Raw genomic sequence first — 24,802 nt, 5'->3', positions numbered from 1 at the left:
TGCGGCCCTTTGCCGTTGCTTCGTCTGTTGACGTTTTGCACAGGCCTTTGGCCGCAGCCTCCGTGGAAGAACCTAATGAAAAGCGCAGAAATCCGTGAAGCCTTCCTTCGCTTCTTCGAAGAGCAAGGCCACACCCGAGTAGCCTCCAGCTCTTTGATTCCGGGCAACGACCCGACCCTGCTGTTCACCAACGCGGGGATGAACCAGTTCAAGGACTGCTTCCTGGGCCAGGAAAAACGTGCCTACACCCGTGCGGTGAGCAGCCAGAAGTGCGTGCGTGCAGGCGGCAAGCACAACGACCTGGAGAACGTCGGTTATACCGCTCGTCACCACACCTTCTTCGAAATGCTGGGTAACTTCAGCTTCGGTGACTATTTCAAGCGCGACGCCATCACCTTCGCCTGGACCTTCCTGACCTCCGACAAGTGGCTGAACCTGCCCAAGGAGAAGCTCTGGGTAACGGTCTACGCCACTGACGACGAAGCCTATGACATCTGGACCAAAGAGGTCGGTGTCCCGGCTGAGCGCATGGTGCGCATCGGCGACAACAAAGGCGCGCCTTACGCCTCCGATAACTTCTGGACCATGGGTGACACCGGCCCATGCGGCCCGTGCACCGAGATTTTCTACGATCACGGCGCCGACATCTGGGGCGGCCCACCCGGCTCGCCGGAAGAAGATGGCGACCGCTACATCGAGATCTGGAACAACGTGTTCATGCAGTTCAACCGCACCGCCGATGGCGTGTTGCATCCGCTGCCAGCGCCGTCGGTCGACACCGGCATGGGCCTGGAGCGGATCAGTGCGGTGCTGCAGCACGTTCACTCCAACTACGAAATCGACCTGTTCCAGAGCCTGCTGAGCGCGTCGGCCCAGGCCATCGGTTGCACCAACGACAACCAGGCGTCGCTCAAAGTGGTGGCCGACCACATCCGTTCCTGCGGTTTCCTGATTGCCGACGGTGTGCTGCCTTCCAACGAAGGTCGCGGTTATGTGCTACGTCGGATCATCCGTCGCGCCTGCCGTCACGGCAACAAGCTGGGCGCCAAGGGCAGCTTCTTCTATCAGATCGTCGCGGCATTGGCGGCCGAGATGGGCGAAGCCTTCCCGGAGCTCAAATCCCAGCAGGCGCACATCGAGCGCGTGCTCAAGGCTGAAGAAGAACAATTCGCCAAGACCCTGGAGCAAGGCCTGAAGATCCTCGAGCAGGACCTGGCCGAGCTCAAGGGCAACGTGGTCCCGGGCGATGTGGTGTTCAAGCTGTACGACACCTACGGTTTCCCGATGGACCTGACTGGCGACATCGCCCGCGAGCGCAACCTGACCCTCGACGAGGAAGGTTTCGAGCGCGAGATGGACGCCCAGCGGGTGCGTGCGCGTTCCGCCAGTTCCTTCGGCATGGACTACAACAGCCTGGTCAAGGTTGACGTGGCCACCGAGTTCACCGGTTATGCAGGCACCACCGGTTCGGCCAAGATCGTTGCCATTTATAAGGACGGGCAATCGGTCGACATCCTGAGCGAAGGCCAGGAAGGCGTGATCGTGCTGGACAAGACCCCGTTCTACGCCGAATCCGGCGGCCAGATCGGCGACAGCGGTTACCTGCAGGCCGGCAGTTCGCGTTTCGACGTGCGTGACACCACCAAGACCGGCGGTGCCTTCCTGCACCACGGCGTGCTGGCTTCGGGCAGCCTGATGATCGCCGCCCCGGTGGCCGCCCATGTCGACGCCGATGTTCGACATGCCACGTCGCTGAACCACTCCGCCACGCACTTGCTGCACGCCGCGTTGCGCCAGGTGCTGGGCGAGCATGTCCAGCAGAAGGGTTCGTTGGTGGACAGTCAGCGCCTGCGCTTCGACTTCAGCCATTTCGAAGCCATCAAGCCTGAGCAGCTCAAGGCGCTGGAAGAGATCGTCAACGCCGAGATTCGCAAGAACTCCCCGGTGGAAACCGAAGAAACCGACATCGAGACTGCCAAGCGCAAGGGCGCGATGGCGTTGTTCGGCGAGAAATACGGCGACAGCGTGCGTGTGCTGAGCATGGGCGACTTCTCCGTTGAACTGTGCGGTGGCATCCACGCCAACCGCACCGGTGACATCGGACTGATGAAAATCATCAGCGAAGGTGGCGTGGCATCCGGCGTGCGCCGGATCGAAGCGGTCACCGGCGCGGCGGCCTTGGCCTACCTCAACGCGGCCGAAGAACAACTCAAGGAAGCGGCAACCCTGATCAAGGGCAGCCGCGACAACCTGATCGACAAGCTGTCGGCTGTGCTGGAGCGCAACCGCCTGCTGGAGAAGCAGCTCGAGCAGTTGCAGGCCAAGGCCGCCAGCGCCGCGGGCGACGATCTGTCGGCCCAGGCCGTGGACGTCAAGGGCGTGAAAGTGCTGGCCGTGCGTCTGGACGGCCAGGATGGCAAGGCGCTGCTGGCGCTGGTCGATCAACTGAAAAACAAACTCGGCCGCGCAGTGATCCTGCTCGGCAGTGTCCATGAGGAAAAGGTCGTTCTCGTCGCAGGCGTGACCAAAGACCTGACTGGCCAACTCAAAGCCGGTGATTTGATGAAGCAAGCCGCTGCGGCAGTGGGCGGCAAGGGCGGTGGTCGTCCGGACATGGCGCAAGGCGGTGGTACCGACGTCGGCGCACTGGACGCAGCACTGGCCCAGACCGTTGCATTTGTAGAGCAGGGTATTTAAGGCAGCGTCGCGGGCTCGTGGTCTAGTCACGGGCCCGACCGCTGTTGAGTGATTATTGGGCGCCCTTCATGGGCAGAGGCGGCTTTGAAATGGCTTTGATCGTACAGAAATTTGGAGGCACCTCGGTCGGCACTGTCGAGAGAATCGAACAAGTCGCCGACAAGGTTAAGAAATTCCGCGAGGCGGGCGATGACCTGGTGGTTGTGCTGTCGGCAATGAGCGGCGAGACCAACCGTCTGATCGATCTGGCCAAGCAAATCAGCGGCGATCAGCAACCGGTTCCGCGGGAACTGGACGTGATCGTTTCCACCGGCGAGCAGGTGACCATCGCCTTGCTGGCCATGGCGCTGATCAAGCGTGGCGTGCCAGCGGTGTCCTACACCGGCAACCAGGTGCGTATCCTGACGGACAGCGCGCACAACAAAGCGCGTATTCTGCAGATCGACGACCAGAAGATTCGCGGCGACCTGAAGGCTGGCCGTGTCGTGGTGGTCGCCGGTTTCCAGGGTGTGGACGAGCAGGGCAACATCACCACCCTCGGCCGTGGTGGTTCCGACACCACGGGCGTAGCGCTGGCAGCAGCCCTCAAGGCTGACGAATGCCAGATTTACACCGATGTGGATGGTGTCTACACCACTGATCCACGCGTGGTGCCTGTGGCCCAGCGCCTGGACAAGATCACGTTCGAAGAGATGCTGGAAATGGCCAGCCTCGGTTCGAAGGTGTTGCAGATCCGGGCGGTCGAATTCGCCGGCAAGTACAACGTTCCGCTGCGCGTTCTGCACAGCTTCAAAGAGGGTCCGGGCACCCTCATTACTATTGATGAAGAGGAATCCATGGAACAGCCGATCATTTCCGGCATCGCTTTCAACCGCGATGAAGCCAAGCTGACCATCCGTGGCGTGCCAGACACCCCCGGCGTGGCGTTCAAGATTCTCGGCCCGATCAGTGCCGCGAACATCGAAGTCGACATGATCGTGCAGAACGTCTCGCACGATAACACCACAGACTTCACCTTCACCGTGCACCGCAACGACTACCAGTCTGCCGAAGCGATACTGAAAAAAACCGCTGGCGAGATCGGTGCCCGTGAAGTGGTGGGCGATACCAAGATCGCCAAGGTCTCGATCGTCGGTGTCGGCATGCGCTCCCACGCAGGCGTGGCCAGCCGCATGTTCGAATCCCTGGCCAAGGAAAGCATCAACATCCAGATGATCTCTACCTCGGAAATCAAGGTTTCCGTGGTGATCGAAGAGAAATACCTGGAACTGGCCGTGCGCGCCCTGCACACGGCTTTCGAACTCGACGCTCCTGCCCAGCCGGGCGAATAAAGCGTTGTCTGGAGGGCGCGGCTGGACCGCGCCCTTTGTTTTTCTGAATGGCGCGTCCCAAAACTGTTCTTTTGCCCGCGCTGGTCAATACTAGGCCTGTAGGCTTCGACCGTTTCGGTTGTAGGTCCAACGCCTTTTTTTTGCAGACTGTTGTCCCTTAAGTGAATTGCGTGAGGAGAAAGGTATGCTGATTCTGACCCGTCGGTGTGCAGAAAGCCTGATTATTGGCGATGGCGAAATCACCGTGACCGTGCTCGGCGTCAAAGGAAACCAAGTGCGTATCGGCGTCAATGCCCCGAAAGAGGTTGCTGTACACCGCGAGGAAATTTACCTGCGTATCAAGAAAGAGAAGGACGACGAACCAAGCCATTAATTTTTATCGATTTTTATGTTTGCAAACGGGGATGAAGGTGGTTAATATACGCCCCGTGTTGCGGAGAGCTGGCCGAGTGGCCGAAGGCGCTCCCCTGCTAAGGGAGTACACCTCAAAAGGGTGTCGGGGGTTCGAATCCCCCGTTCTCCGCCATTATTCGTTTAGTGCGTCAAAACCTGGCTTGTTCAGTAAGTGATTGAAATTACTGAAAAAAGCGCTTTACAAAAGGAATTGACGACCTATAATGCGCGGCAACAAATGCACTCGTAGCTCAGCTGGATAGAGTACTCGGCTACGAACCGAGCGGTCACAGGTTCGAATCCTGTCGAGTGCACCATTTAAGAGTTGTTTGCAGCAATGCAAATAACTTGGCTTCAACCAGTTGTGATCTGGTATAAAACCACAATCTGCACTCGTAGCTCAGCTGGATAGAGTACTCGGCTACGAACCGAGCGGTCACAGGTTCGAATCCTGTCGAGTGCACCAAACACCAAAAAGCCCGCGTTTAACGCGGGCTTTTTGCTGTCTACGATTTGCCTTTCACGCATCCCCTCTCATCGAACACGACCTCTGCGCTGCGACCTTTCCTCGCCTTGTAGGTATACCGCGTGCTCGAATTCCGAACTTTGATCGAGTCTGGCTTGCCCAGGGCGCTCTCTACGTCCTGTTGGCTCATGCCGGTGATGATGCGTCGGTCCAGGATGGCGTCGCGGCGTTGCCTGGCGTCGATTAGGTTCCCGCAGCGGTCCTGGAACTGGCCAACCACGGTCGGTTCCTTGCGCGTGGTTTTATTGCCGGATGTTTGCCCGCGCTCCGCTTCAGGCAGCATTGCCTCGGTCGTCGGTTTGATTGTCGGTTCGGTCGAACCTGGGCGGTACGGATGGATCTGTTGTAGCGACAGGGCTTCTCCCGGGCCGCAGCTCAGGGTGGTGAATGTCACGTGCCCTGCGATGTTTTCGCAGCGATGCACGGTCTGCCCGGCAGCCCACAAAGGCAGGCAGGGCAAGCAGGCGAGCAGGAACAGGCAGTGGTTTGGATGCATCCGATCGTCCTCCTTGACGGTGCAGAAGAGAAGGGTAGTCGCTGCATTTGCGCCGCGGCGTGTGTTTTCTTTTCTGGATAAGTCGTCGTAAAGGAACAGGTTCAGCCTGTGTTCAGGTTTGTCTCGCAAGCGCTTGTTCTTGCCATGATTTTTTAGCGTTTTAAAGCGTCAAGCGGTGTATGATTGCGCCCGTCAGCCCCGCCGGGGCTTTGGAATATCTCCATGGACTTACCCAGTAGTTACTCAATATTTAGTTTTGCCAATCATGAATTGACTGATTGATCCTTCCGGCGTGCTCCACTGCTGGGAGTGGAGTTCGCCTATGACCCAAGTAGATGTAAAAAAAACGCAGGAAAGCCTTCAGGATCGCCTCGCTCAAGTTGTTGAGCTGCTGCAGCGCCAGCGGGTCGTCGAAGACCTGACGCATCGCCAGGAAGGTCCGCATCATGACCGGGTCGAGAACCTGGTCCACCGGCAGAATCTCGTTGAGCTGCAACGCAAGCTCGATGATCTGCACTCCGCCGACGTCGCCTACATTCTTGAAGCCTTGCCACTGGAAGAGCGTCTGACGGTCTGGCAGTTGGTCAAGGCTGATCGCGACGGTGACATCCTGCTCGAAGTGTCGGACTCGGTTCGGGAAACCCTGATCGCCGACATGGATGATCACGAGTTGCTGGCGGCGGCCAAGGAAATGGACGCCGACGAACTCGCCGACCTTGCGCCCGAACTGCCGCGGGACGTTGTCCACGAACTGATGGAAGCCCTCGACGGCCAGCAGCGTGAGCGTGTGCGCTCGGCGTTGTCCTACGACGAGGAGCAGGTCGGTGCGCTGATGGACTTCGAGATGGTGACGATCCGAGAGGACGTCAGCCTTGAAGTGGTATTGCGCTACCTGCGTCGCCTCAAGGAGCTGCCGGGGCATACCGACAAGCTTTTCGTGGTCGACTACGACGGCGTACTCAAGGGCGTTCTGCCCATCAAGCGTTTGCTCGTCAACGATCCGGAAAAACAGGTGGCCGAGGTCATGGCCAGCGATCCGGTGAGCTTTCACCCGGACGAAGACGCCTATGATGCGGCCCAGGCGTTCGAACGTTATGACTTGATTTCGGCGCCGGTGGTCGACAAGAACGGCAAGCTGATCGGTCGTCTGACCATCGATGAAATGGTCGACTTGATTCGTGAGGAAAGCGAAAGCGAAGTCCTCAACATGGCCGGTCTGCGCGAAGAAGAAGACATCTTCGCCTCGGTCTGGAAATCCCTGCGTAACCGCTGGGCCTGGTTGGCGATCAATCTGATCACGGCGTTTGTTGCTTCCCGGGTCATCGGGCTGTTCGAAGGCTCCATCGAGAAGCTGGTGGCACTCGCGGCGCTGATGCCCATCGTCGCCGGTATCGGTGGCAACTCTGGCAACCAGACCATCACCATGATCGTCCGTGCCATGGCGCTGGACCAGGTCAGTACCGGCAATACATCGCGATTGATGCGCAAGGAACTGGCTGTGTCCTTGATCAACGGTGTGATTTGGGGTGGTGTGATTGGCGTGGTGGCTTATCTGCTCTATGGCAGCTGGTCGCTGGGGGTGGTCATGACGGCCGCGATGACGCTCAATCTGTTGTTGGCGGCATTGATGGGGGTCCTGATCCCCATGACCCTGGCCCGCATGGGGCGTGACCCTGCCATGGGCGCCAGTGTCATGATCACTGCCGTGACTGACAGTGGTGGGTTTTTCATCTTCCTGGGGTTGGCGACGATTTTCCTGCTCTGAAGTCGCTCATCGAAAAAACCGCCTGTTTGGCGTAATACTGTCCACATAGAAAAAACGGCGCTTCTTTCAGAAATGGGAAGCGCCGTTTTTTTTGCGCTTCTTTTGGATTGCGGGGCGTCAAGACTAAAGACAAGAGCAGCTGGCAGGTCCAGCCTCTATGCAACTGCACCACCGCTATCGCGAGCAAGCTCGCTCCCACATTGGATCTCCCACATTGGATCTTTGGCAGGCACAAAATCCGTGTGCACCGCAAAATCTGTGGGAGCGAGCTTGCTCGCGATGACGCCGGCACATCCAACATCACCACAAACTGACCCTCCGCTATCGTGCGAGCAAGCTCGCTCCCACAGGAGAAACGCGATCACCAAAGAGCCAGGTCGGCTACAAGGCCGCCTCGCGGTGGACGTTGATTTCGGCGCCCCGTTACCGCAGCAATGGATATACACACCAACCCTGCTCTTCACAAAATCCCCCACGCATCACTGCATCAACGCCAGTCGTACAGCCAGTAACACAAAGGCTGCCGAGAACAGGCGGCGCAACCACTGCAACACGGATGGACGTTCCAGAACATGGCGGCGCATCGATGCGCAGAGCACGCCATAGATGACGAAGACGGCAAAGGTGATCGCCATGAAGATGAAGCTCAGTTGCAGCATGCGCCACATGGCATCCGTTTCTCCTGGCGCGAGAAATTGCGGTAGAAAGGCCAGGAAAAAAATCGACAGCTTTGGATTCAGCAGGTTGAGCAAAATGCCCGAAAAAATCACCGCGTCATTCGAGCGCGGAGTCTTGTGCGGATCAATATGCAATGCCCCGTGGCTCTGGAGCGTGCTCCATGCCATCCACAGCAGGTAAGCGACGCCCAGGTACTTGGTGATCTCGAAAGCCAGTGGGCTGGTGTGCAGCAGTGCCGCGAGGCCCGTGATGGCTGCCAGCATGTGCGGCACGATCCCCAGGGTACAACTCAATGCCGCTACCACACTCGCGCGCCAGCCCCGGGCCAGGCCGGCTGCAACCGTATAGACCACGCCAGTACCAGGCGAAGCCGCCACGATCAGGGAAGTGACAAAAAATTCGAGGTTCATGCGACGCCGACCTTGGCAGTTATGGAGTCTCCAGCCTGCCTGTGATGAGGAGGAGCATCTTGAACGAAATTGCGGGTCGCTACGGGTGCCCTTGCCGGGCGTACATGCCGGGTGAGAATCCAAAGCTGCGCACGAAGCATCGGGTCATATGGCTCTGATCGGCGAAACCGCTGGCCAGGGACGCATCGGCCAGCGGCATGCCAGCAGCGATCAGTTGTCGTGCCCGGTGGATACGTCGTTGCAGCAGATAGGCGTGGGGTGTCAAACCGGTCAGGCGGGTGAAGGCGCGTACCAGTTGAAAACGGCTTAAATCGGCCTCCCTGGCGAGCAGGGCAAGCGACATGGACGACTGCGGATCGTCGTCGATCAGGGCTTTTGCACGGTTTGCCGCGACCTCCGGCAAAGACGATACCGGTATGGAGCGATCCAGCAAATGTTCGAGCAAAAGCGCGAGCGTTTCTTCGATCTTGAGGTGATCGCCAAGCTCCTCGGCTTGAGCGACGGCTTGGTACAAAGTGCGGAACAATTCTGCCGCGCGCGGGCGCGGCAGTACCGGATAAGCGAATTCCTGGGCACAGATGCCCCCATCGTTCGCCATATCCTTGAATGCCTGCGCAATCAGTGGCGGGTCGAAATACAGCATCTGCCAACGACGTGTCCCGTTTCCGATGGGCGCGCCATCATGCACTTCGGCCGGATTGACCGAAATAAGGTCGCCGGCCGTCGCTTCTACCTGGCCTCGGCCGCTGGTTGAACGTTGCGCCCCGCGCACAAGCAAGCCAATGCCAAAATGTTCGTGCATATGCCGGACGAACGTTCGATCTGAATCGGCCTCGACGATTTCCACGCCCAGCCCTGGGATTCTTTGGATCTTGAATGCGTGACCTGTCATGCAGGCCTCCATGCCCATACTTTTTAGCGGATCAATTTAGCATTACTGCCATGGGGCAGCAGTGGTGTTGGTTCGCTGATGAGTGCTTGAAAAGCAGGCTTGGGCCAAATGCCAGGCAAAAAAAAGCCAGCACGAGGCTGGCTTGAGTATTTTGGGGACTATCAGGTCGCGTCTGCGGCCATTTCTGCGTCATGGGCAATCAGCGAAACGAGGGCGTTCTGCTGGCGATGGGAGAGTTGTCGGAAGCGTTGAAGCAGTTCGCGCTCATGCAATGACAGCTCTGGGCTGTCCAGGCGCATGCTCAACTCTTCACCCAACGCGCCTTCCTGAATAAGGCTTTGTTCAAGACGCGCGATGATTTCAGAGTTCATGCTGCGGTGATGATTGCGAGCCACTTCGGCAATGCGTTCCCGCATTCCGTCTGGCAGACGTACGACGAACTTGTCAGCCGTACGGCTGGAATAAATTGCCTGTTTCAATGGGCGCATATATTTAACCGGTTAGTTCAGGGGAGCGGTTCTCGGGATTGGCCGCAGGATGTCGATAAGACAAGCTCCATTGCCAAATGTTCAACCTGAATTGTTAAGAGGCCCGCATCATGCCTCAAAATTGCCAGATCATTGGCGCCAATTCTGTGACAAATTCTGATCCGGGTAAAGGCGTTCTGCCAGTACCCTTCATCAAAAAATGCGGACTGGTTGGTAAAAAACAACAGGTTCGCATCTGTGACCGTCGGATTGTGTCTATGTGCCATACCGTCTGGCGGATAACGGAAATGGACAAAAACGTGTGCCGTCCCTGTCTTGTACAGGATAGTGGCAAATTGCCGATTTACTAGGATAAGCGAACCAGGGCGGATGAATGGCGGCCAAAACTCGGCATCCGGGATCTGCCAGCCTTACAGGGAGTACTATTTGCCTACACTTAAAAAGCCATGGGCGACATGACAAACGCAGGGCAGGTCGTTAACATGCACGCCGTCCCGCGCACCGCGTATCTCGTGGTCGACTCGTGTCTCAGTAGCTCAATTGGATAGAGCATCCCCCTCCTAAGGGGAAGGTTGGCAGTTCGAACCTGCCCTGGGACACCATTATAAACAATGGGTTAGCGAAATTGCCGCTGACTTTTCCTGCTTCCATCCCCATCCCCATCCCCGAACGATCAACTCCGGTCTGAGCGCGCCGTTCAGGCCTTGCACGGCCATTTCACCCCTCAATGCTGTGACCGATTCCCCATTTCTAGCCATTTGTATCGAGGATATTTCGGTAATGCGAAACTTTCTTTCCCCTCGGCTATCTGACCGTCTCGGTACGTTGTAGGACTTTTCCTTCGTTTTCGATGGAGTTCGTACCTCTTTTATCTATGTCAGCGCCAATGCCGCGTCCGGCGGGCGTGACCCACCGTGTCTTTGATTCAGGCCACAAGGATGTGACATGCACCCAGCCGCACCCTGCCGAACGCGTAAACCGAGCAATACTCGCCGTTGTGTTGACGGAACCCGTTCATCTGCACAAAACGCCAAGTCTCTCGCGCTGCTGTTGATGACAGCGTGGATGACGGGTGCGTGGAGCGCTGCGCAGGCGGCTGGGCCTGAAGAAGAACTGCTGCGCCAGCAAGAGCGCGAACGGGTGTTGAGGGAGCAGTTGGAACCCCGGCCGGATGTGCGCCTGCAGGCGGCCCCTGTGGCTGAGGGTGTCGATCGCTTGCCCGCCAAGGAAAGTCCCTGCTTTGCCATCAATGACATCCGTCTGATTGGCGAGGCGTCGGAGAAATTCCAGTGGGCGTTGCGCGCTGCCAACCCCAAGGATGACCCTGCCATCGGTCGTTGCCTCGGCGGTGGCGGGATCAATCTGACGATGAAGCGCATGCAGAACGCGATCATCGAGGCCGGCTACGTCACCACTCGCGTGCTCGCCGAAGCCCAGGACTTGAACAGCGGGGTTCTGGTCTTGACCCTGGTGCCGGGGCGCATTCGCGAGATTCGTTTCGAAGAGGGCACCAGCTCCCGCGCCAATGCCTGGAACGCGATGCCGGCCAATCCTGGCGATCTGCTCAACTTGCGCGACATCGAGCAGGCGCTGGAAAACTTCAAACGTGTGCCGACCGCCGAAGCCGATATCAAGATCGCGCCGGCCCGTGCCGTCGACGCCAAACCCGGTGAGAGCGACGTGGTGATCGCCTGGAGCCAGCGGTTCCCCGCCCGTGTGAGCCTGTCGGTGGACAATTCGGGCAGCAAGACCACCGGTAAATACCAGGGCAACGTGTCGCTGTCATTGGACAACCTGCTCTCGCTCAACGATTTGCTCTACGCCAGCGTCAACCATGACTTGGGCGGGGGCGAGTCCGGGCACCGTGGCTCCGATGGCCGCACGCTGCATTATTCGCTGCCGTTCGGCTACTGGCAGGTGGGGTTCACCAGCAGTGAATACAACTACGAACAGTCCGTCGCCGGCACCAACCAGACCTATCAGTACCGGGGCGAGAGTCGTAACAACGAGTTGCGTCTGTCCCGCCTGCTGTACCGCGACGCTGTTCGCAAGACCACCGCCTGGGGCAGCCTCTGGACGCGTTCGTCGGAGAACTTCATCGACGACACCGAAGTCGGCAACCAGAAACGCCGCATGGCCGGCTGGCAGTTGGGGTTGGATCATCGAGAGTTCATTGGCGCTTCGATTCTTGACCTGGGTGTCGCCTATCGTCGCGGCACCGGTGCCCACGACTCGCTCAGGGCACCCGAGGAAGATTTTGATGCCGGCACGTCGCGCTCGCAAATCATCACCGCCGACGCCCAACTGCAGGTGCCATTTCAGCTTGGCGATCAGCGACTGCGCTACATCGGCGGCTGGCGTGCGCAATGGAACCGGACGCCGTTGGTGCCCCAGGATCGTTTCTCGATTGGCGGGCGCTACAGCGTGCGGGGCTTCGATGGTGAAAACATTCTTTCCGCCGACCGTGGCTGGACCCTGCGCAACGAGGTCGGCCTGTCCTTGGGGCAGGCCGGCCAGGAGCTCTACACCGGTATCGACTATGGCGAAGTCAGCGGTCAATCCAGTGAGTTCCTGATCGGCTAGCGCCTGGCAGGGGCCGTGGTGGGCATTCGCGGTGGTTACAAGGGCCTGTCCTATGACTGGTCGGTGGGCACGCCGTTGAAGAAACCCGATGGTTTCGAGACGGCCAACGTGACCAGCGCCTTCACCGTCATCTGGTCATTCTGAGGTGATCCCATGCTGTTCGAGACGCTAGACATTATCGCCCCCGGCCTGATCGATGAACCCTGGAGCGAAGCCGCGGTGTTCGGCTCTGCCACTTGGTTGTGGATGCATTCCAAGGCCCATCGCGATGCGCCGTTGCACACCTTGCCGACGCTGCTGCTGCCGGCCCTCAAGCATCGCCAATTCGTGCTCGGCTCCGAGCACGGCAAGCCGGTGTTCTACCTGTCCTGGCTCAACCTCGACGAGGCGGCAGAGCAACGTTACCTGCGCCAGTCGCCGCTGGCGCTGACCCAAGACGACTGGAACAGCGGCGAGCGCCTCTGGCTCAACGACTGGGTCGCTCCCTTTGGTCACACGGCGGCATTGAGCCGCTTGTTGCAACGTCACCTTTTCATCGATCGCTGCGCCCGTGCGCTCTATCACCGAGGCGATGAGCGCGGCCTGCGGGTCAAGACATTCCAAGGGATCGGGGTCATTCCCGAACAGGCCCAGGCCTGGTTCGCCGCCCACCCACTGGCAATCGAAGCGTAACTCCAACCACTGGTCGTGCGGGCTGGCTCCGCAAATGGAATTGCTATGAACAAGCATCTGTACCGAATCGTTTTCAACAAGGCCCGCGTACTGCTGATGGTCGTGGCCGAGAACGTCACCAGCCAAGTCAAGGCGCCGGGGACCCGCTCCGGGCCGACGACGAGCGCAGCGGCTTGCACGGCGACACTCGGGGCGTTGCGCTTTGCCTTGATGACCGCGATTGGCCTGGTGTCCTTGAGCGTGGCGCCGGCCTGGGCTGGAACCATCGTCGCCGATCCTGGCGCTCCGGCCGGCCAGCAACCCATGGTGATACAAAGCGCCAACGGCACGCCGCAGGTCAATATCCAGCCCCCCAGCGCCGGCGGTGTCTCGCGCAACACTTACAACCAGTTCGACGTCGATAGCCGGGGGGTGATCCTCAACAACGGCACGGGCAATAGCCAGACGAAACTGGGCGGTTGGATCGAAGGCAACCCGATGTTGGGCAATGGCGGCGCGCGGGTCATCCTCAACGAAGTCAACGCCAGCAATCCCAGTCAACTGCGCGGTTACGTCGAAGTCGCCGGCCAGCGCGCCGAAGTGGTGATCGCCAACCCGGCCGGCATCACCTGCAACGGTTGCGGCTTCATCAACGCCGACCGGGCCACCCTCAGCACCGGCCGGGCGCAGTTGGAGAACGGTCGCATCACCGGCTACACCGTGCAGGGCGGCACCATCAATATCGAAGGCAAAGGCCTGGATGCCCGCGAGACCGACTACACGGACCTGATTGCCCGCTCGGTGCAGGTCAACGCCGGGGTGTGAGCCAACGACTTGAAGGTCACCGCCGGACGTAATCAGGTCAATGCCGACAACACCCAGGCCACGCTGCTGCCAGGCACCGAGGGAGACAAACCCACCGTTGCCATCGACGTTGCCAAGCTCGGCGGCATGTATGCCGGGAAGATCATGCTGGTGGGCACCGAATCCGGCGTGGGTGTGCGCAACGCCGGGCAGATCGGTGCCATGGCTGGCGAGGTCGTGATCAGCGCCGACGGCAAATTGCAAAACCAGGGTGCGATCAGCAGTGCTACAGCGACCCGAATCAATGCCGCCAGTGTTGAAAACAGCGGCACACTCTACGCCAAGGGCGACCTGGGCCTCGACAGTACCGGTGACATCGACAACAGCGGCACCGTTGCCAGCCAGAACCACACGACACTGACCGCCAAGAACATTCGCAGCACCACGGCCTCGAGCCTGGCGGCGGGCGTCGGGGCGGACGGCAAGTTGGGCAGCAGCGGCAACCTCGCGTTACGGGCCACCACGGTCAAGGCGCAATGCCAGAACCTTGCCGGCGGCGATGTCAGCGTCGAGGCCGCTGACCTGGACCTGAGCAGCAGCCAGACCCTGGGTCAAAACGTCACCCTGACGGCCAGCGGCGGCGATGCCAACCTCAGTGGCAGTCAAGTCGATGCGACCCAGGTGCTGACTGCCAAAGCGACCAATACCCTGCGCACCAATGGGGCCAAGGTCACCGCTGGCAACCTGCAATTGGGCGCGCGGGATGTTGCCAATGTCGGCGGTGAGCTGGTGCAGACCGGCACCGCCGACGCGTCGATCAAAGCCACTGCCACGCTCGACAACAGCGGTGGCCGTATTGCCTCCAACGGCAACAACCTGAAGCTTGGCGCCGATCGCCTCGACAACAGCAAGGGCAAGGTCGAGCACGCCGGCAAAGGTACCTTGGACATCCAGGCCACCCAGTTGGCTGGCAGCAAAGGCACCCTGGCGAGCAATGGCACATTGAGCGTCAAGGCCCGCGAGGTGGTGGTCGATGATGGCCTGACCCAAGGCCAACAGATCACGCTCGACACCACGACCCTGTCCAACCAGTGCGGACGCATTCTCCAGACCGGCGCGCAGCCCTTGCAGGTCACCGCCCGTGAACGCTTCGACAATCAGGCCGGACAAGTCAGCAGTCCAGGGGCGGTGGTCCTGAAGGTCGGGACGTTTAACAACCAGGACGGCAAAGTCCTCGCCACCGATAACGGTGCGTTGACCGTCACGGCCGACAAAGAGGTCAATAACGACGGCGGGACGCTGGCCGCCAGCGGGACGACAAAGGTCAGCGGCGAGGCGCTGGATAACACCCAAGGCACCGTGAGTGCTGGCGGTGAGCTGTACGCGACGTTCGACCGCTTGAACAATATCGGCGGCACGCTCGCCGCCACCCAGCGCATGGAAATCATCGCCGGGCAGTTGAACAACACCAACGGCGTGCTGGGCTCGGTGAAGTCCGGCTTGCTGGTCAGCGTCTCGGCCGATGCATTGAACAACAGCGGCGGGCGTCTTGAAGCGCTGGGCGATATCGATCTGTCGGCCCAGGGCCTGAATAACCAGGGCGGGGTGATCAGTGGCCAGGCCCTGGACCTGGACAGCCACGGCCTGCTGATGGACAACAGCCAGGGCACGTTGAATGCCGGTGCGACCCTCGATCTGCGCAGCGGTGAACTGCGCAACGCGGCGGGCCTGATCCAGGCCAAGGGCAAGCTGTTCATCGACACCGACAGCCAGGCGCTGAACAACCTTCAGTCCGGCACCACCCAAGGCATCAGCGGCCAGGGTGCGGTGGAAATCCACAGCGCCCATTTCAACAACAGTGGCGGCTTCCTCGGCGCCAAAGGCGCGCTGGTGCTCAAGGCCACCGACCTTACCAACGGCAGCGGCGGCCAGATCATTGGCGAGAAAACCGTACGGGTCGAAGGTGCCCGGGTGGATAACCGCGGCGGTCAATTGCAAGGCCTCGGCGATGTCCAGTTGGTACTGGGGGATACGCTCAACAACCAGGGCGGACTGGTGCGCAGCGCGGGAACGCTGGGCGTGATTGCCGGCGTGCTCGACAACAGCGCCACCCAAGGTGCCAACCAGGGCCTTGAAGGGCGTGCCATGAGCCTGGCGCTCGACACCTTCGGCAACCAGGCCGGTGCCGTGCGCGCCGACCAAGGATTGTCCATCGGCGTCAGCCAAACGCTGGATAACCAGGGCGGCCTGATTTCCGCGGGAGCCGGCCTGACCATCACTGATCGCGATCCGGCGCAGCGTCGCCAGGCAGTGCACAACCTCGACGGGACCTTGCTCGCTGGCAGCCTGTTGTCCCTTAACGCGGCCTATTACGCAGGCACCGGTCGAGCCCTGAGCCTGGGCGACCTGACGTTCAGCCTGCAAAGTGGCCTGGACCTGAGTGGACAGATCCAGGCCAATAACAAGATCGACCTGAGCACCGAGGGCGCTTTCAACAACAGCGGAAAACTGTTGGCAGGCAATCTCCTGCTGGTGCGCTCGCAGACGCTGGACAACGCCGCCAGCGGCGAGATCAGCGCCGGCCAGGTTCGCCTGAGCATAAACGACAGCCTGACCAACCGTGGCCTGATCGACGGCCAGCAAGTGCGTGTGCAAGCGCTGTCGCTCAACAACCTGGGCACCGGACGTCTGTATGGTGATCGACTGGCGATCGCCACTTCGGCGCTGAGCAACCGTGATGAGAACGGCAGCGCCGCGACCATCGCCGCCCGTGAGTCGCTGGACATTGGTACCGGCACCCTGGATAACCGCGAGCAGGCGCTGATCTTCAGTGCCGGGGACCTCGCCATCGGTGGTGCGCTGAGTGCGACTGACAAGGCCCAGGACCGTGCTCAACTGCTGACCAACGCCAGTGCGACCATCGAAGCCCTCGGCAACCTGTCGCTCGATGTGCAAAACGTGCGCAACACCAACGAACATTTCAGCACCCAGCAAGTGGAAGTCAGCCGCACCGCCTTGCAGGAATTCCAGCTCAGCGGTTCGCCGAACCGCTACCAGGGCGACCAGATCTCCGTGAACAACGACGAGGTCCTTCACCTGACCACCCCAGAGGGGCGCAAAGACAACTGGAACCGCTACGACTACACCCGCGTGGTGCAGGAGACCCAGATCGCCACCTCGGCACCGGCGCAGATCCTGTCTGGTGGGACGATGCAGATCAACGCAGGGGATGTGCTCAACGACAAGAGCCGCATCATTGCCGGTGGGTTGTTGCAGGCCAACATTACCAGCCTGACCAACACCGAACTGACCGGCCAGCGCACCACTACCGACAGCGGCACCGTCAGCAATTTCTATCGCATCCAGCGCAAGGGCCGGGACCGTCAGGGAACGGCCGTCACGGCCTACACGCCAGCCCCCTTGATCCAGGACATCACCCTGCAGCCGACCGTGTTCGCCCAGAACGCCGCCGGCAACGGTACCGGCACCCAGATCAGCGCCCGCGCCACACAGGGCGTCGGCGAGCAGATAGCCGCCACGGGCACGGTCAGCGCCCCGGTCGGCAGAACCTATCAAGTGGCGCCTATCGTTCAGGTCGCGGCCCAGACCACCCTCAACAACAAGGGCGTGGCCGAGCAGATTCGCAGTGGCGGGCCATCCCTGGCCTTGCCGAACAACAGCCTGTTCACCACCAATCCGCAGAACACCAGCAGCTACCTGATCGAAACCGACCCGCGTTTTGCCAGCTATCGCACCTGGCTGTCGTCGGACTACATGTTGCAGCGCTTGCAAGTCGACCCAGCCCTGACGCAACAACGTCTGGGCGACGGCTTCTACGAACAGAAATTGATTCGTGAACAGATCGCGCAACTCACCGGCCGACGTTTCCTTGACGGCTACGCCAATGACGAAGCGCAATATCGTGCCCTGATCGACAACGCCGTGACCGTCGCCAGCCAATGGCAACTGGTGCCCGGCGTGGCCCTGACCTCCGAGCAGATGGCTCAGTTGACCAGTGACATCGTCTGGCTGGTGCAGAAGCAAGTCACCCTCGCCAATGGTGACACCCGCAACGTGCTGGTGCCGCAGGTGTACGTACGGGTCCAGGAAGGCGACCTCAACGGCTCCGGTGCCCTGATTGCCGGGCAGCAGTTGAGCCTGAACATCGCCGGCGACCTGGTCAACAGTGGCAGCCTGGCCGGGCGCAGTGTCATGGCGATCACCGCGCAGAACATCGAGAACCTCGGTGGGCGCATCCAGGCCGACAAGGTATCGCTCGCCGCGCGGGAAAACCTCAACAACCTCAACAACCTCGGCGGCCTGATCGGTGCCGTGGACAGCCTGTCGGTCAAGGCCGGGCAGGACATCAACGTCATCTCCAGCAGCCGGGACAGCAGCAGCGCCCAAGGCACCCGCACCAACCTGTCGCGGGTGGCCGGGCTGTTCGTCAGCGGTGCCCAGGGCACGATGGGGGTGAGCGCCGGCAACGACCTCAACCTCACCGGGGCCCAGGTGGTCAATGCCGGCAAAGGCGGCAGTACGTTGCTGGAGGCGGGCAAGAACATCAACCTGGCCACGGTCGGCGAAGCGCACGAACAAGCGCTGACCTGGAACAGCAGCAACTGGCGCAAGGACGCCAGCCAGACCGAAGTCGGCTCACAGGTCCAAGGACAGGGCGACGTGCGCTTGAGCGCCGGCCAAGACCTCAACGCCCGCGCCGCCCATGTCACCAGCGAACAAGGCGCGGTGTTTGCCGAGGCCAGGCGCGACGTCAACCTGACCGCCGGCCAGAACTACCAGTTCGCCGATGAAGCCCACAAGGTCAAGGGCAGCAACGGGATGTTCTCCAGCAAGACCACCACCACCCGCGACACCATCAGCCAGACCTCGGTCGAAGGCTCCACCCTGAGTGGCGAGCAGAGCTATGTGCAGGCCGGTCGCGACATCAACCTCAAGGGCAGCAACGTGGTGTCCACGACCCAGACGGTGCTGGTGGCGGACAACAACGTCAACATCGAAGCCGACACCGCCAGCAGCAGCGAACGCCATGACAAGTCCGTGAAGAAAAGCGGCCTGTTCAGCGGCGGTGGCATCGCCGTCACCCTGGGCAGCCAGCAACAAAGCGTCAAGGACCTCACCACCGAGCACACGGCCGTGGCCAGCACCGTCGGCTCGACCGCTGGCGATGTGTTGATCGAAGCGGGCAAGGGCTACCGTCAGGTGGGCAGCCAGGTGTCGGCGCCACAAGGCAACATCGACGTCACGGCGCAGACCATCGACGTCGTCGAGGCGCGCAACACCCGCGAGCGCGAGCGTGAAACCCTGTTCAAGCAGACCGGGTTCACCCTCACCGTGACCAACCCGGTGATCAGTGCGATCCAGACGTCCCAGCAAATGAAACGGGCGTCGGAGAAAACCGACGACGGGCGCATGAAGGCCCTGGCTGCCGCCACTGCCGTGCTGGCGGCCAACAATGCCGCCACTGCCGTGGCGATGGACCCGGGCGCGGTGGGCGGGATCAACATCAGCCTGTCGCTGGGCACCAAGAAGAACGAAAGCACCACCACCTACACCAGCGACAGCGCGGCTGGCTCGACCATGACCGCTGGCAACGACGTTCGCCTGCGCGCCACGGGAGCTGGCGCCGCGAGCGACATCACCGTGCAAGGCAGCGATATCAAGGCTGGCCGCAACGCCAGCCTGCTGGCGGACGGCGATATCAACCTGCTCGCCGCGCGCAATATCGACAAGCAGGAAACCGACAGCAAAGGCAGCAGCGCGAGCATCGGCATCGGCTTTTCCCTCGGTGCACGCAACGGCTTCACCCTGGACCTGGGTGCCTCCGGCAGCCGCGGCCAGGCGGATGGCGATGGGCTCACCCACACCAATACCCATGTCCAGGCGGGCAACCAGTTGTTGCTGTCCTCGGGCGGTGACACCAACCTCAAAGGCGCGGTGGCGAGCGGCAAACAGGTGTTGGCCGATATCGGCGGCGACCTGAACATCGAAAGCCTGCAAGACACCAACACCTACGTGGTCGATGAGAAGAGCCTGGGCGTTGGCATCAGCCTGTGCATTCCGCCGTTCTGCTTAGGCATGAGTTCGGTCAGCGGTGCCAGCGGCAGCTTCGGTGCCACCGATATCGACTCCAATTACGCCAGCGTCACCGAGCAATCGGGCATCAAGGCCGGGGACGACGGGTTCGACATTCGGGTGGGTGGCAACACCGACCTGGTCGGCGCTGTCATCGCCAGCAGCGACAAGGCCGTGCAGGACGGCAAGAATCGCCTGGTCACCGCCAGCCTCACCAGTCGCGACATCAAGAACAAGGCCGAGTACGACGCCAGCACCGTCAGCGTCGGCGGCGGCTATCGCGAAGTCGGCAAGGACCAGCAGGGCAACGCCACCAGCGGCGGCACGCAAACCCCTGGCACCGACCTGCCGAAGAACGACAACGACCTCAGCGCCACGATGCCGATCGCCATCAGTGCCAGCGACGACGCCAGCAGCGTCACCCGCAGCGGCATCAGTGGCGGCACCATCGTCATCAGCAACGACGCCGAGCAACAGAAGCGCACCGGCAAGAACGGCGAGCAAACTATCGCCAGCCTCAACCGCGATGTCTCCAGCGACCGCGACACCACCAACACGCTCAAGCCGATCTTCGACGAAGACGAAATCCGTGCCGGTTTCGAGATCGTCGGGGCGTTCGCCAACGAAGCCAGCACCTTGCTCGCCAACAAGGCCAAGGAAGTCGACCTCAAGCGCAAACAGGCCGAGGCGGCTCAGACAGCGGCCCTGGACCCCAACGCCAAACTCACCGACACCGAACGCCTGGCGCTGCTCGGCAACGCTCAGCGCCTGAACGCCGAAGCCAGCGGCATCGCCGACAAGTGGGGCGCGGGCGGTACCTACCGACAAATCACCACCGCCCTGGTGGGCGCGGCCAGCGGCAACATCAGCGGCGACAACAGTGCCTTCGTTCAAGGGCTGGTGGTCAATTACGTGCAGCAGCAAGGTGCCGGCTACATCGGCGACCTGGTGGCGGACGGCAAACTCACCGAAGGCTCGCCGCTGCACGCCGCCCTGCACGGCATCGTCGCCTGCGCGGGCGCCGCCGCCAGCAGCCAGAGCTGTGGCAGCGGTGCCGCAGGCGCGGCGGCGTCGAGCCTGCTCACCGGCCTGTTCTCCGAAGCCAGCCCCGATGAAAGCGAAGCCCAGCGTGAGGCCAAGCGCAACCTGATCGTCAGCATCGTCACCGGGCTGGCCGCCACCAGCTCCTCGCTCGACCCGGCTACCGCCACCAGCGCGGCCGGCGCTGCGGTGGACAACAACTGGCTGGCGACCCAGCAGTTGGTTCAGGCGGAGAAGGAGTACAGCGAGGCTGACCTGGTGGGCAAAGCTAAGGTGGTTGCCAAGTGGGCGTACATTTACCAAAAACAAGAAGTACTGACCCGATTCGGCATCGGCAAGGGCTTGGCGCAGGCGGGTTGGAGCGACGTCGAAGGGCTGGCGCAATTCCTCCTTAATCCGGTTGAAGGGATCAAAGGTATCAAAGCCTTGATCGAGGATCCCGAGGCGCGCCAGAGATTAGGCAACGCCATGGTCGATGACGCCAAAGCCAAAATCGCACGTATCGAAGACGCGCTGGAACACGGCGGCGACGAACGTGCCGTGCAACTGGGCGAGGATATTGGCGAACTGGTCTGGCAAGTCGGCACCATCGCCACGGGCGTGGGCACGGCGGCCAAGGGCGGCGTGGCGCTGGCGAAAACCGGGATCAAGGTGGGGGCCAAAGAGCTTGAAAAAATGGCCGATATGGCCAACATTGCTAAAGCTGAAGCCGCTGCTGGTAAGCCGATGCAGTGGAGCAGCGTGGAGGGGGCGTATAGCAAGAAACTTGAGGGGGGATATAGCCCTGGCACGACGACGGTTAATGGGAAGGTTGTCGAGAATGCGGGGGAGTACAATGTCGGTGCCAAAGGGGCAGGTACCACGCTGGAAACAACCAATCCGGTTGCTGTGAGTGGTAGCCGGGCCATCGATAAGGCACAGAGTTACGAAAGTGGTGTGCGTGGGATGTATGGGGATACTGCATTTGCTGAACGTAAATACACGGCAATTGTCGATGGGCAACGTGTCAACGGTGTCGCTGATGAAGTGGCAGTGATCGGCGGGAAACCCACAGCTATTGAAGCAAAATTTGTCGATGACTGGGCTAGTTCTATTCGGAACCCAGAAAGCCTGGCTGGCTTGAAGCCGTGGTCAGTAGCTGAACAGACGAAAATGGTAGATCAGGCGAAGAAATACTCATCTGCTTTCGATGGCGGTGTTATTTATCATACGAACAGCCGAGAGCTAGCTAGTTATTATTCGAAGGTATTTACCGGTGCCGGCGTCACAAATTTTAAATTTGTAATTACCCCGGCAACAAAGTGAGGTGTGAGATGAGTAGTGATCGGGAAACGTTAGAAAAAGTTCTGGGTGGGAAAATTGAGCAGTCGAACGCTCGAAATGTACCTGGTGTTACGGTTGTGGACGGGCAGCAAGTTGTTTATTTTTCGGACGATGGGAAAAACAAACTACGGAAACAATTTAATAACATTACCTGCTTTTCTGAGCCTCCGAATGCTGTTCGTGGAGGGGTAAATGATCGCGGGTGCAGAGTCACACCGCCCGAGGGACCTATTTTTCATGCGATTTCCTATCATGGTGATCTTGACGGTTGGAGAAAAGATATTGAGGCAGGCGCAATTGGCCTTGGTCTATTACTCGCCCAAATCAAAGGTGATCAATTGGTTATTTCCGATGGCCGCTCAATCCCTTTGTCAGATTGCAAAATAGAGTTTTCTTGATCATTGCTGATCCACAATACCGGCCTTGCGCCGGTGTTGTTTTATCGGTGTTAGCTTTTCTTTTCAATAAGGCAGGAGATTTGGTTTGCCGGGGGACAGAGACGGAATACAAAATTCTAGATAATATCGCTGACCAGTTGGGGGGAATACCTCCGTCAGAGGGGCCGTGAATATTCTTACGGAGAAAGCGGCTGGTACAAGCTGTCTAAATGTAGCTGAGCAGTTCAAGGCGAAGTACCCCATTATCACCGTTAATATTCTGGATAATCAGGGTGTTATGCTGCGCCCACCGAGGAAAACGCCCTAATGGAAGAGAGAGTAACTTATGGTGAGATTCGGGCTTGGTTTCTGGGTAGTTATTATAACTATTGCAGAGTCAAGCTCAGCCACCAATACCCATGGATTGAAGGTGAAAGTGAAGTAGGCTATGCCTATAGTGAGCTTGAAAACTCCTTTGATTTGCCTATTGAAAAATTAATGCTGGAGGTCCTGTCTCTTATTCTTTCGGCAGGCCGATCCTCGGAGAAAGTTCAGAAATATCATCAGGATGCTATCTCTGAATTGCTAAGGAAGATTGATCTTTCTTCTGTTTTGGAGGAGCTGCCTCCTGATGAAGCTGCAGAGCTTGTAGGTGATCTTAGAGTGTTAGGTTTTTATTGATAGGAAAGAACCGCAAAAAAAAGGGAGTGGTTTACTTAATTGCTCGGCTCTTAAGTTTATCTGCCCCTTTTCTCCCAGGAGGCGTGAAAGGATCAAGGGTATCCTAACGGCATTCCTTTAAGATTATGGGTTTTTCTCGGGAGAAGTAATGGAAGAAAAAGATATTGTTTCAGTCTTGAGTGAGCAGGGCTGGGTTTGTAGCAAGGATGAAGTTGGTGATTATTTTTGGGGAAAGGGGATAGATTTATTTGTTGGAAAGGAGAAAAGGGAACGGATTTATTTAATCGCTTCTTAAATAAAACCATCCCCTTTTTTCTAATGCTAGGGCAAGAATCCCATGAGTGCAGCAGATATAGAGCTATGTTTTTATGCGTGTCCTAACAGAGCTTTATCTATAGATCAGCGGCATGCTGAAGTCATGGATAGGATGTCTCGTATTGGTGCTCCTTTAGGGTTCGCAGGTCTTGAGCTTCCTGCCGTCCCGAGTTGCGGCGACGGGTTGATTGCTACCTATACTGTTAAGCTTCCCATCAGAGGGCTTCGGTTTGTGGGGGACTATGCGTATCGTGGTGATCGATACATATATGAGGATAGGGCCTCCTATGACGAGCACTTGCGTTTTGGATTTAAAATATCAAACAAGGCTGTTGATTATAAGCTTGTTGTGAATGAGTATTTGCCAAAAGTGATTGAGGCGTTTAAGGGGTATAAGGCTCATGTGTCCTATGATTTGTATGGTCTGTATTATCAAGGAGGGTTGAATGATGATAACTTGGCTTGCAATCGGTTGCGTGAGGATAAAACTATAGATGTTGATGGGCGTAACAATATTTATACGCTATTTCCTGCCCAGTTCTGGGATGCAGCCCTTTGTCAGCGTGCTCTAGGCTACGGCCCTGATGAAGTCATTGCGCGACTGCAAGGCAAATGTCGTATGGCGGTTCGGATGATGGATGGGGTTTATTTAGTTCTCAATGATGACCCGGACATGTCCTATGAAACCTTTGTGGAAATGAATGAACAGATCAAGCCGATCTTGGGGCTGGTCTAGCGGGCATATCTGGGAAAAGCGGGAAAGGGGAGGGATTTATTTAATGGCTCGGTGCTTAAATGAATTTGTCCCCTTTTTTTTGCTTGGTGGTTGTCCTGAAGAAATTTATTTAATGATTCTCCAAGAGGTGTTTGGTGCGTGGCGATAATGATATTTACAATGATATTGGTGCGATTTTATTCGATGTCGCTCCAAAGGGGGCGTGTAAGGTTGTGATGCGCGCACAGTTGGCGCCGGAACTGGACAGCTGCGAGCATGAATATGATTTCGTAGATGAGCAAGGTAATGTGTCATGGTTTACCGCTGGAGGGCGTGTAAATACGGATATGTTGAAGCTGTTGGTGGAGCTCAGACATTGGTATTTCCAGAATAAGCTGACGGCAGGTATGTCTGCTTGGAGTGGCTGCGAAGTAATGATTGACTTGGTTGAAAGAAAAGTTGGTGTCGAGTTTATATATTTACAATAAGTGGGTGGGAGCTATGCTTGCGGGAACTCGTTGCTGCCTCTGTCAAAAAATGGAG

The 24,802-nt window shown here is 59.0% G+C and carries 17 protein-coding genes, 4 tRNA genes and 1 pseudogene; 18 read left to right on the top strand and 4 right to left on the bottom strand.

Translation table 11 applies throughout. The annotated features are described in order from the left end of the window. Positions 1 to 75: 75 nt before the first annotated feature. From alaS to KGA89_RS23585, 6 genes are all read left to right on the top strand, one after another. The gene (gene alaS, locus KGA89_RS23610) at positions 76 to 2,697 is read left to right on the top strand and encodes an alanine--tRNA ligase (RefSeq protein ID WP_003204776.1); all 2,622 of its coding nucleotides are present in this window, start codon (positions 76 to 78) and stop codon (positions 2,695 to 2,697) included. 89 nt (positions 2,698 to 2,786) lie between these two features. Further along, entirely contained in the window at positions 2,787 to 4,028 is a 1,242-nt protein-coding gene (locus KGA89_RS23605) for an aspartate kinase (RefSeq protein ID WP_003204774.1), read from the top strand. A 184-nt stretch (positions 4,029 to 4,212) separates the two neighbouring features. After that, complete coding sequence (gene csrA, locus KGA89_RS23600) at positions 4,213 to 4,401, top strand: carbon storage regulator CsrA (RefSeq protein ID WP_003178872.1); 189 nt, start codon at positions 4,213 to 4,215, stop codon at positions 4,399 to 4,401. A gap of 62 nt (positions 4,402 to 4,463) precedes the next feature. Next, positions 4,464 to 4,554 (top strand) — tRNA-Ser (locus KGA89_RS23595). Between the two features lie 107 nt (positions 4,555 to 4,661). Then, positions 4,662 to 4,738: transfer RNA gene (locus tag KGA89_RS23590), tRNA-Arg, on the top strand. A gap of 72 nt (positions 4,739 to 4,810) precedes the next feature. After that, a tRNA-Arg gene (locus tag KGA89_RS23585) sits at positions 4,811 to 4,887 on the top strand. A 40-nt stretch (positions 4,888 to 4,927) separates the two neighbouring features. Here the strand turns inward: KGA89_RS23585 and KGA89_RS23580 are convergent. Further along, positions 4,928 to 5,443 carry a cell envelope protein SmpA gene (locus KGA89_RS23580; protein WP_223472726.1) on the bottom strand — a complete coding sequence of 172 codons (516 nt, stop codon included), beginning with the start codon at positions 5,441 to 5,443 and terminating at the stop codon, positions 4,928 to 4,930. A 322-nt stretch (positions 5,444 to 5,765) separates the two neighbouring features. Here KGA89_RS23580 and mgtE point away from each other — a divergent pair, with 322 nt between their 5' ends. Beyond that, on the top strand, positions 5,766 to 7,208 hold the full coding sequence (gene mgtE, locus KGA89_RS23575; RefSeq protein WP_003204768.1) for a magnesium transporter: 1,443 nt from the start codon (positions 5,766 to 5,768) through the stop codon (positions 7,206 to 7,208). Positions 7,209 to 7,687: 479 nt separating this feature from the next. Here the strand turns inward: mgtE and KGA89_RS23570 are convergent, their stop codons facing one another. The 3 genes from KGA89_RS23570 to KGA89_RS23560 all read right to left on the bottom strand — a co-directional run bounded on the left by KGA89_RS23570 (position 7,688) and on the right by KGA89_RS23560 (position 9,676). Then, positions 7,688 to 8,296 carry a LysE family translocator gene (locus tag KGA89_RS23570; RefSeq protein WP_223472666.1) on the bottom strand — a complete coding sequence of 203 codons (609 nt, stop codon included), beginning with the start codon at positions 8,294 to 8,296 and terminating at the stop codon, positions 7,688 to 7,690. Between the two features lie 79 nt (positions 8,297 to 8,375). Next, positions 8,376 to 9,188, bottom strand: coding sequence for an AraC family transcriptional regulator (locus tag KGA89_RS23565; protein ID WP_080587852.1), 813 nt, complete (start codon positions 9,186 to 9,188; stop codon positions 8,376 to 8,378). 161 nt (positions 9,189 to 9,349) lie between these two features. After that, the gene (locus tag KGA89_RS23560) at positions 9,350 to 9,676 is read right to left on the bottom strand and encodes an Arc family DNA-binding protein (RefSeq protein ID WP_003204761.1); all 327 of its coding nucleotides are present in this window, start codon (positions 9,674 to 9,676) and stop codon (positions 9,350 to 9,352) included. 525 nt (positions 9,677 to 10,201) lie between these two features. Here KGA89_RS23560 and KGA89_RS23555 point away from each other — a divergent pair. The 11 genes and pseudogenes from KGA89_RS23555 to KGA89_RS23505 all read left to right on the top strand — a co-directional run bounded on the left by KGA89_RS23555 (position 10,202) and on the right by KGA89_RS23505 (position 24,747). After that, a tRNA-Arg gene (locus KGA89_RS23555) sits at positions 10,202 to 10,278 on the top strand. Between the two features lie 463 nt (positions 10,279 to 10,741). Beyond that, on the top strand, positions 10,742 to 12,259 hold the full coding sequence (locus tag KGA89_RS23550; RefSeq protein ID WP_223472665.1) for a ShlB/FhaC/HecB family hemolysin secretion/activation protein: 1,518 nt from the start codon (positions 10,742 to 10,744) through the stop codon (positions 12,257 to 12,259). 18 nt (positions 12,260 to 12,277) lie between these two features. Then, a complete protein-coding gene (locus KGA89_RS30535; RefSeq protein ID WP_263292910.1) occupies positions 12,278 to 12,403 on the top strand; it encodes a hypothetical protein in 126 nt (41 codons plus the stop codon). A gap of 9 nt (positions 12,404 to 12,412) precedes the next feature. Beyond that, the gene (locus tag KGA89_RS23545; RefSeq protein WP_223472664.1) at positions 12,413 to 12,931 is read left to right on the top strand and encodes a toxin-activating lysine-acyltransferase; all 519 of its coding nucleotides are present in this window, start codon (positions 12,413 to 12,415) and stop codon (positions 12,929 to 12,931) included. Positions 12,932 to 12,976: 45 nt separating this feature from the next. After that, positions 12,977 to 22,153 (top strand): annotated as a pseudogene (locus KGA89_RS23535) (hemagglutinin repeat-containing protein). An 8-nt stretch (positions 22,154 to 22,161) separates the two neighbouring features. Further along, positions 22,162 to 22,569, top strand: a complete 408-nt coding sequence (locus tag KGA89_RS23530) for a hypothetical protein (protein WP_080570004.1) — start codon at positions 22,162 to 22,164, stop codon at positions 22,567 to 22,569. A gap of 166 nt (positions 22,570 to 22,735) precedes the next feature. Continuing rightward, positions 22,736 to 22,876: a hypothetical protein gene (locus KGA89_RS30885; protein ID WP_172681415.1), complete on the top strand. Its 141-nt coding sequence runs from the start codon at positions 22,736 to 22,738 to the stop codon at positions 22,874 to 22,876. Beyond that, positions 22,876 to 23,229 (top strand): Imm2 family immunity protein, encoded by a 354-nt coding sequence (gene imm2, locus KGA89_RS23520; RefSeq protein ID WP_053163153.1) that lies wholly within the window; start codon positions 22,876 to 22,878, stop codon positions 23,227 to 23,229. Before KGA89_RS30885 ends, imm2 begins: the two co-directional genes overlap by 1 nt. Before the next feature lie 148 nt (positions 23,230 to 23,377). Continuing rightward, on the top strand, positions 23,378 to 23,524 hold the full coding sequence (locus tag KGA89_RS23515; RefSeq protein WP_223472661.1) for a hypothetical protein: 147 nt from the start codon (positions 23,378 to 23,380) through the stop codon (positions 23,522 to 23,524). A gap of 42 nt (positions 23,525 to 23,566) precedes the next feature. After that, entirely contained in the window at positions 23,567 to 24,280 is a 714-nt protein-coding gene (locus KGA89_RS23510) for a hypothetical protein (protein ID WP_223472660.1), read from the top strand. A gap of 134 nt (positions 24,281 to 24,414) precedes the next feature. Continuing rightward, on the top strand, positions 24,415 to 24,747 hold the full coding sequence (locus KGA89_RS23505; RefSeq protein ID WP_053163147.1) for a hypothetical protein: 333 nt from the start codon (positions 24,415 to 24,417) through the stop codon (positions 24,745 to 24,747). The last annotated feature ends 55 nt before the right edge of the window (positions 24,748 to 24,802 follow it).

The organism is Pseudomonas sp. A-RE-22 (genome assembly GCF_019956035.1).
GTDB classification, from domain to species: Bacteria; Pseudomonadota; Gammaproteobacteria; order Pseudomonadales; family Pseudomonadaceae; genus Aquipseudomonas; species Aquipseudomonas brassicacearum.
The sequence above is the reverse complement of the archived record's forward strand: the minus strand, read 5'-3'. Positions and strand labels throughout refer to the sequence as shown.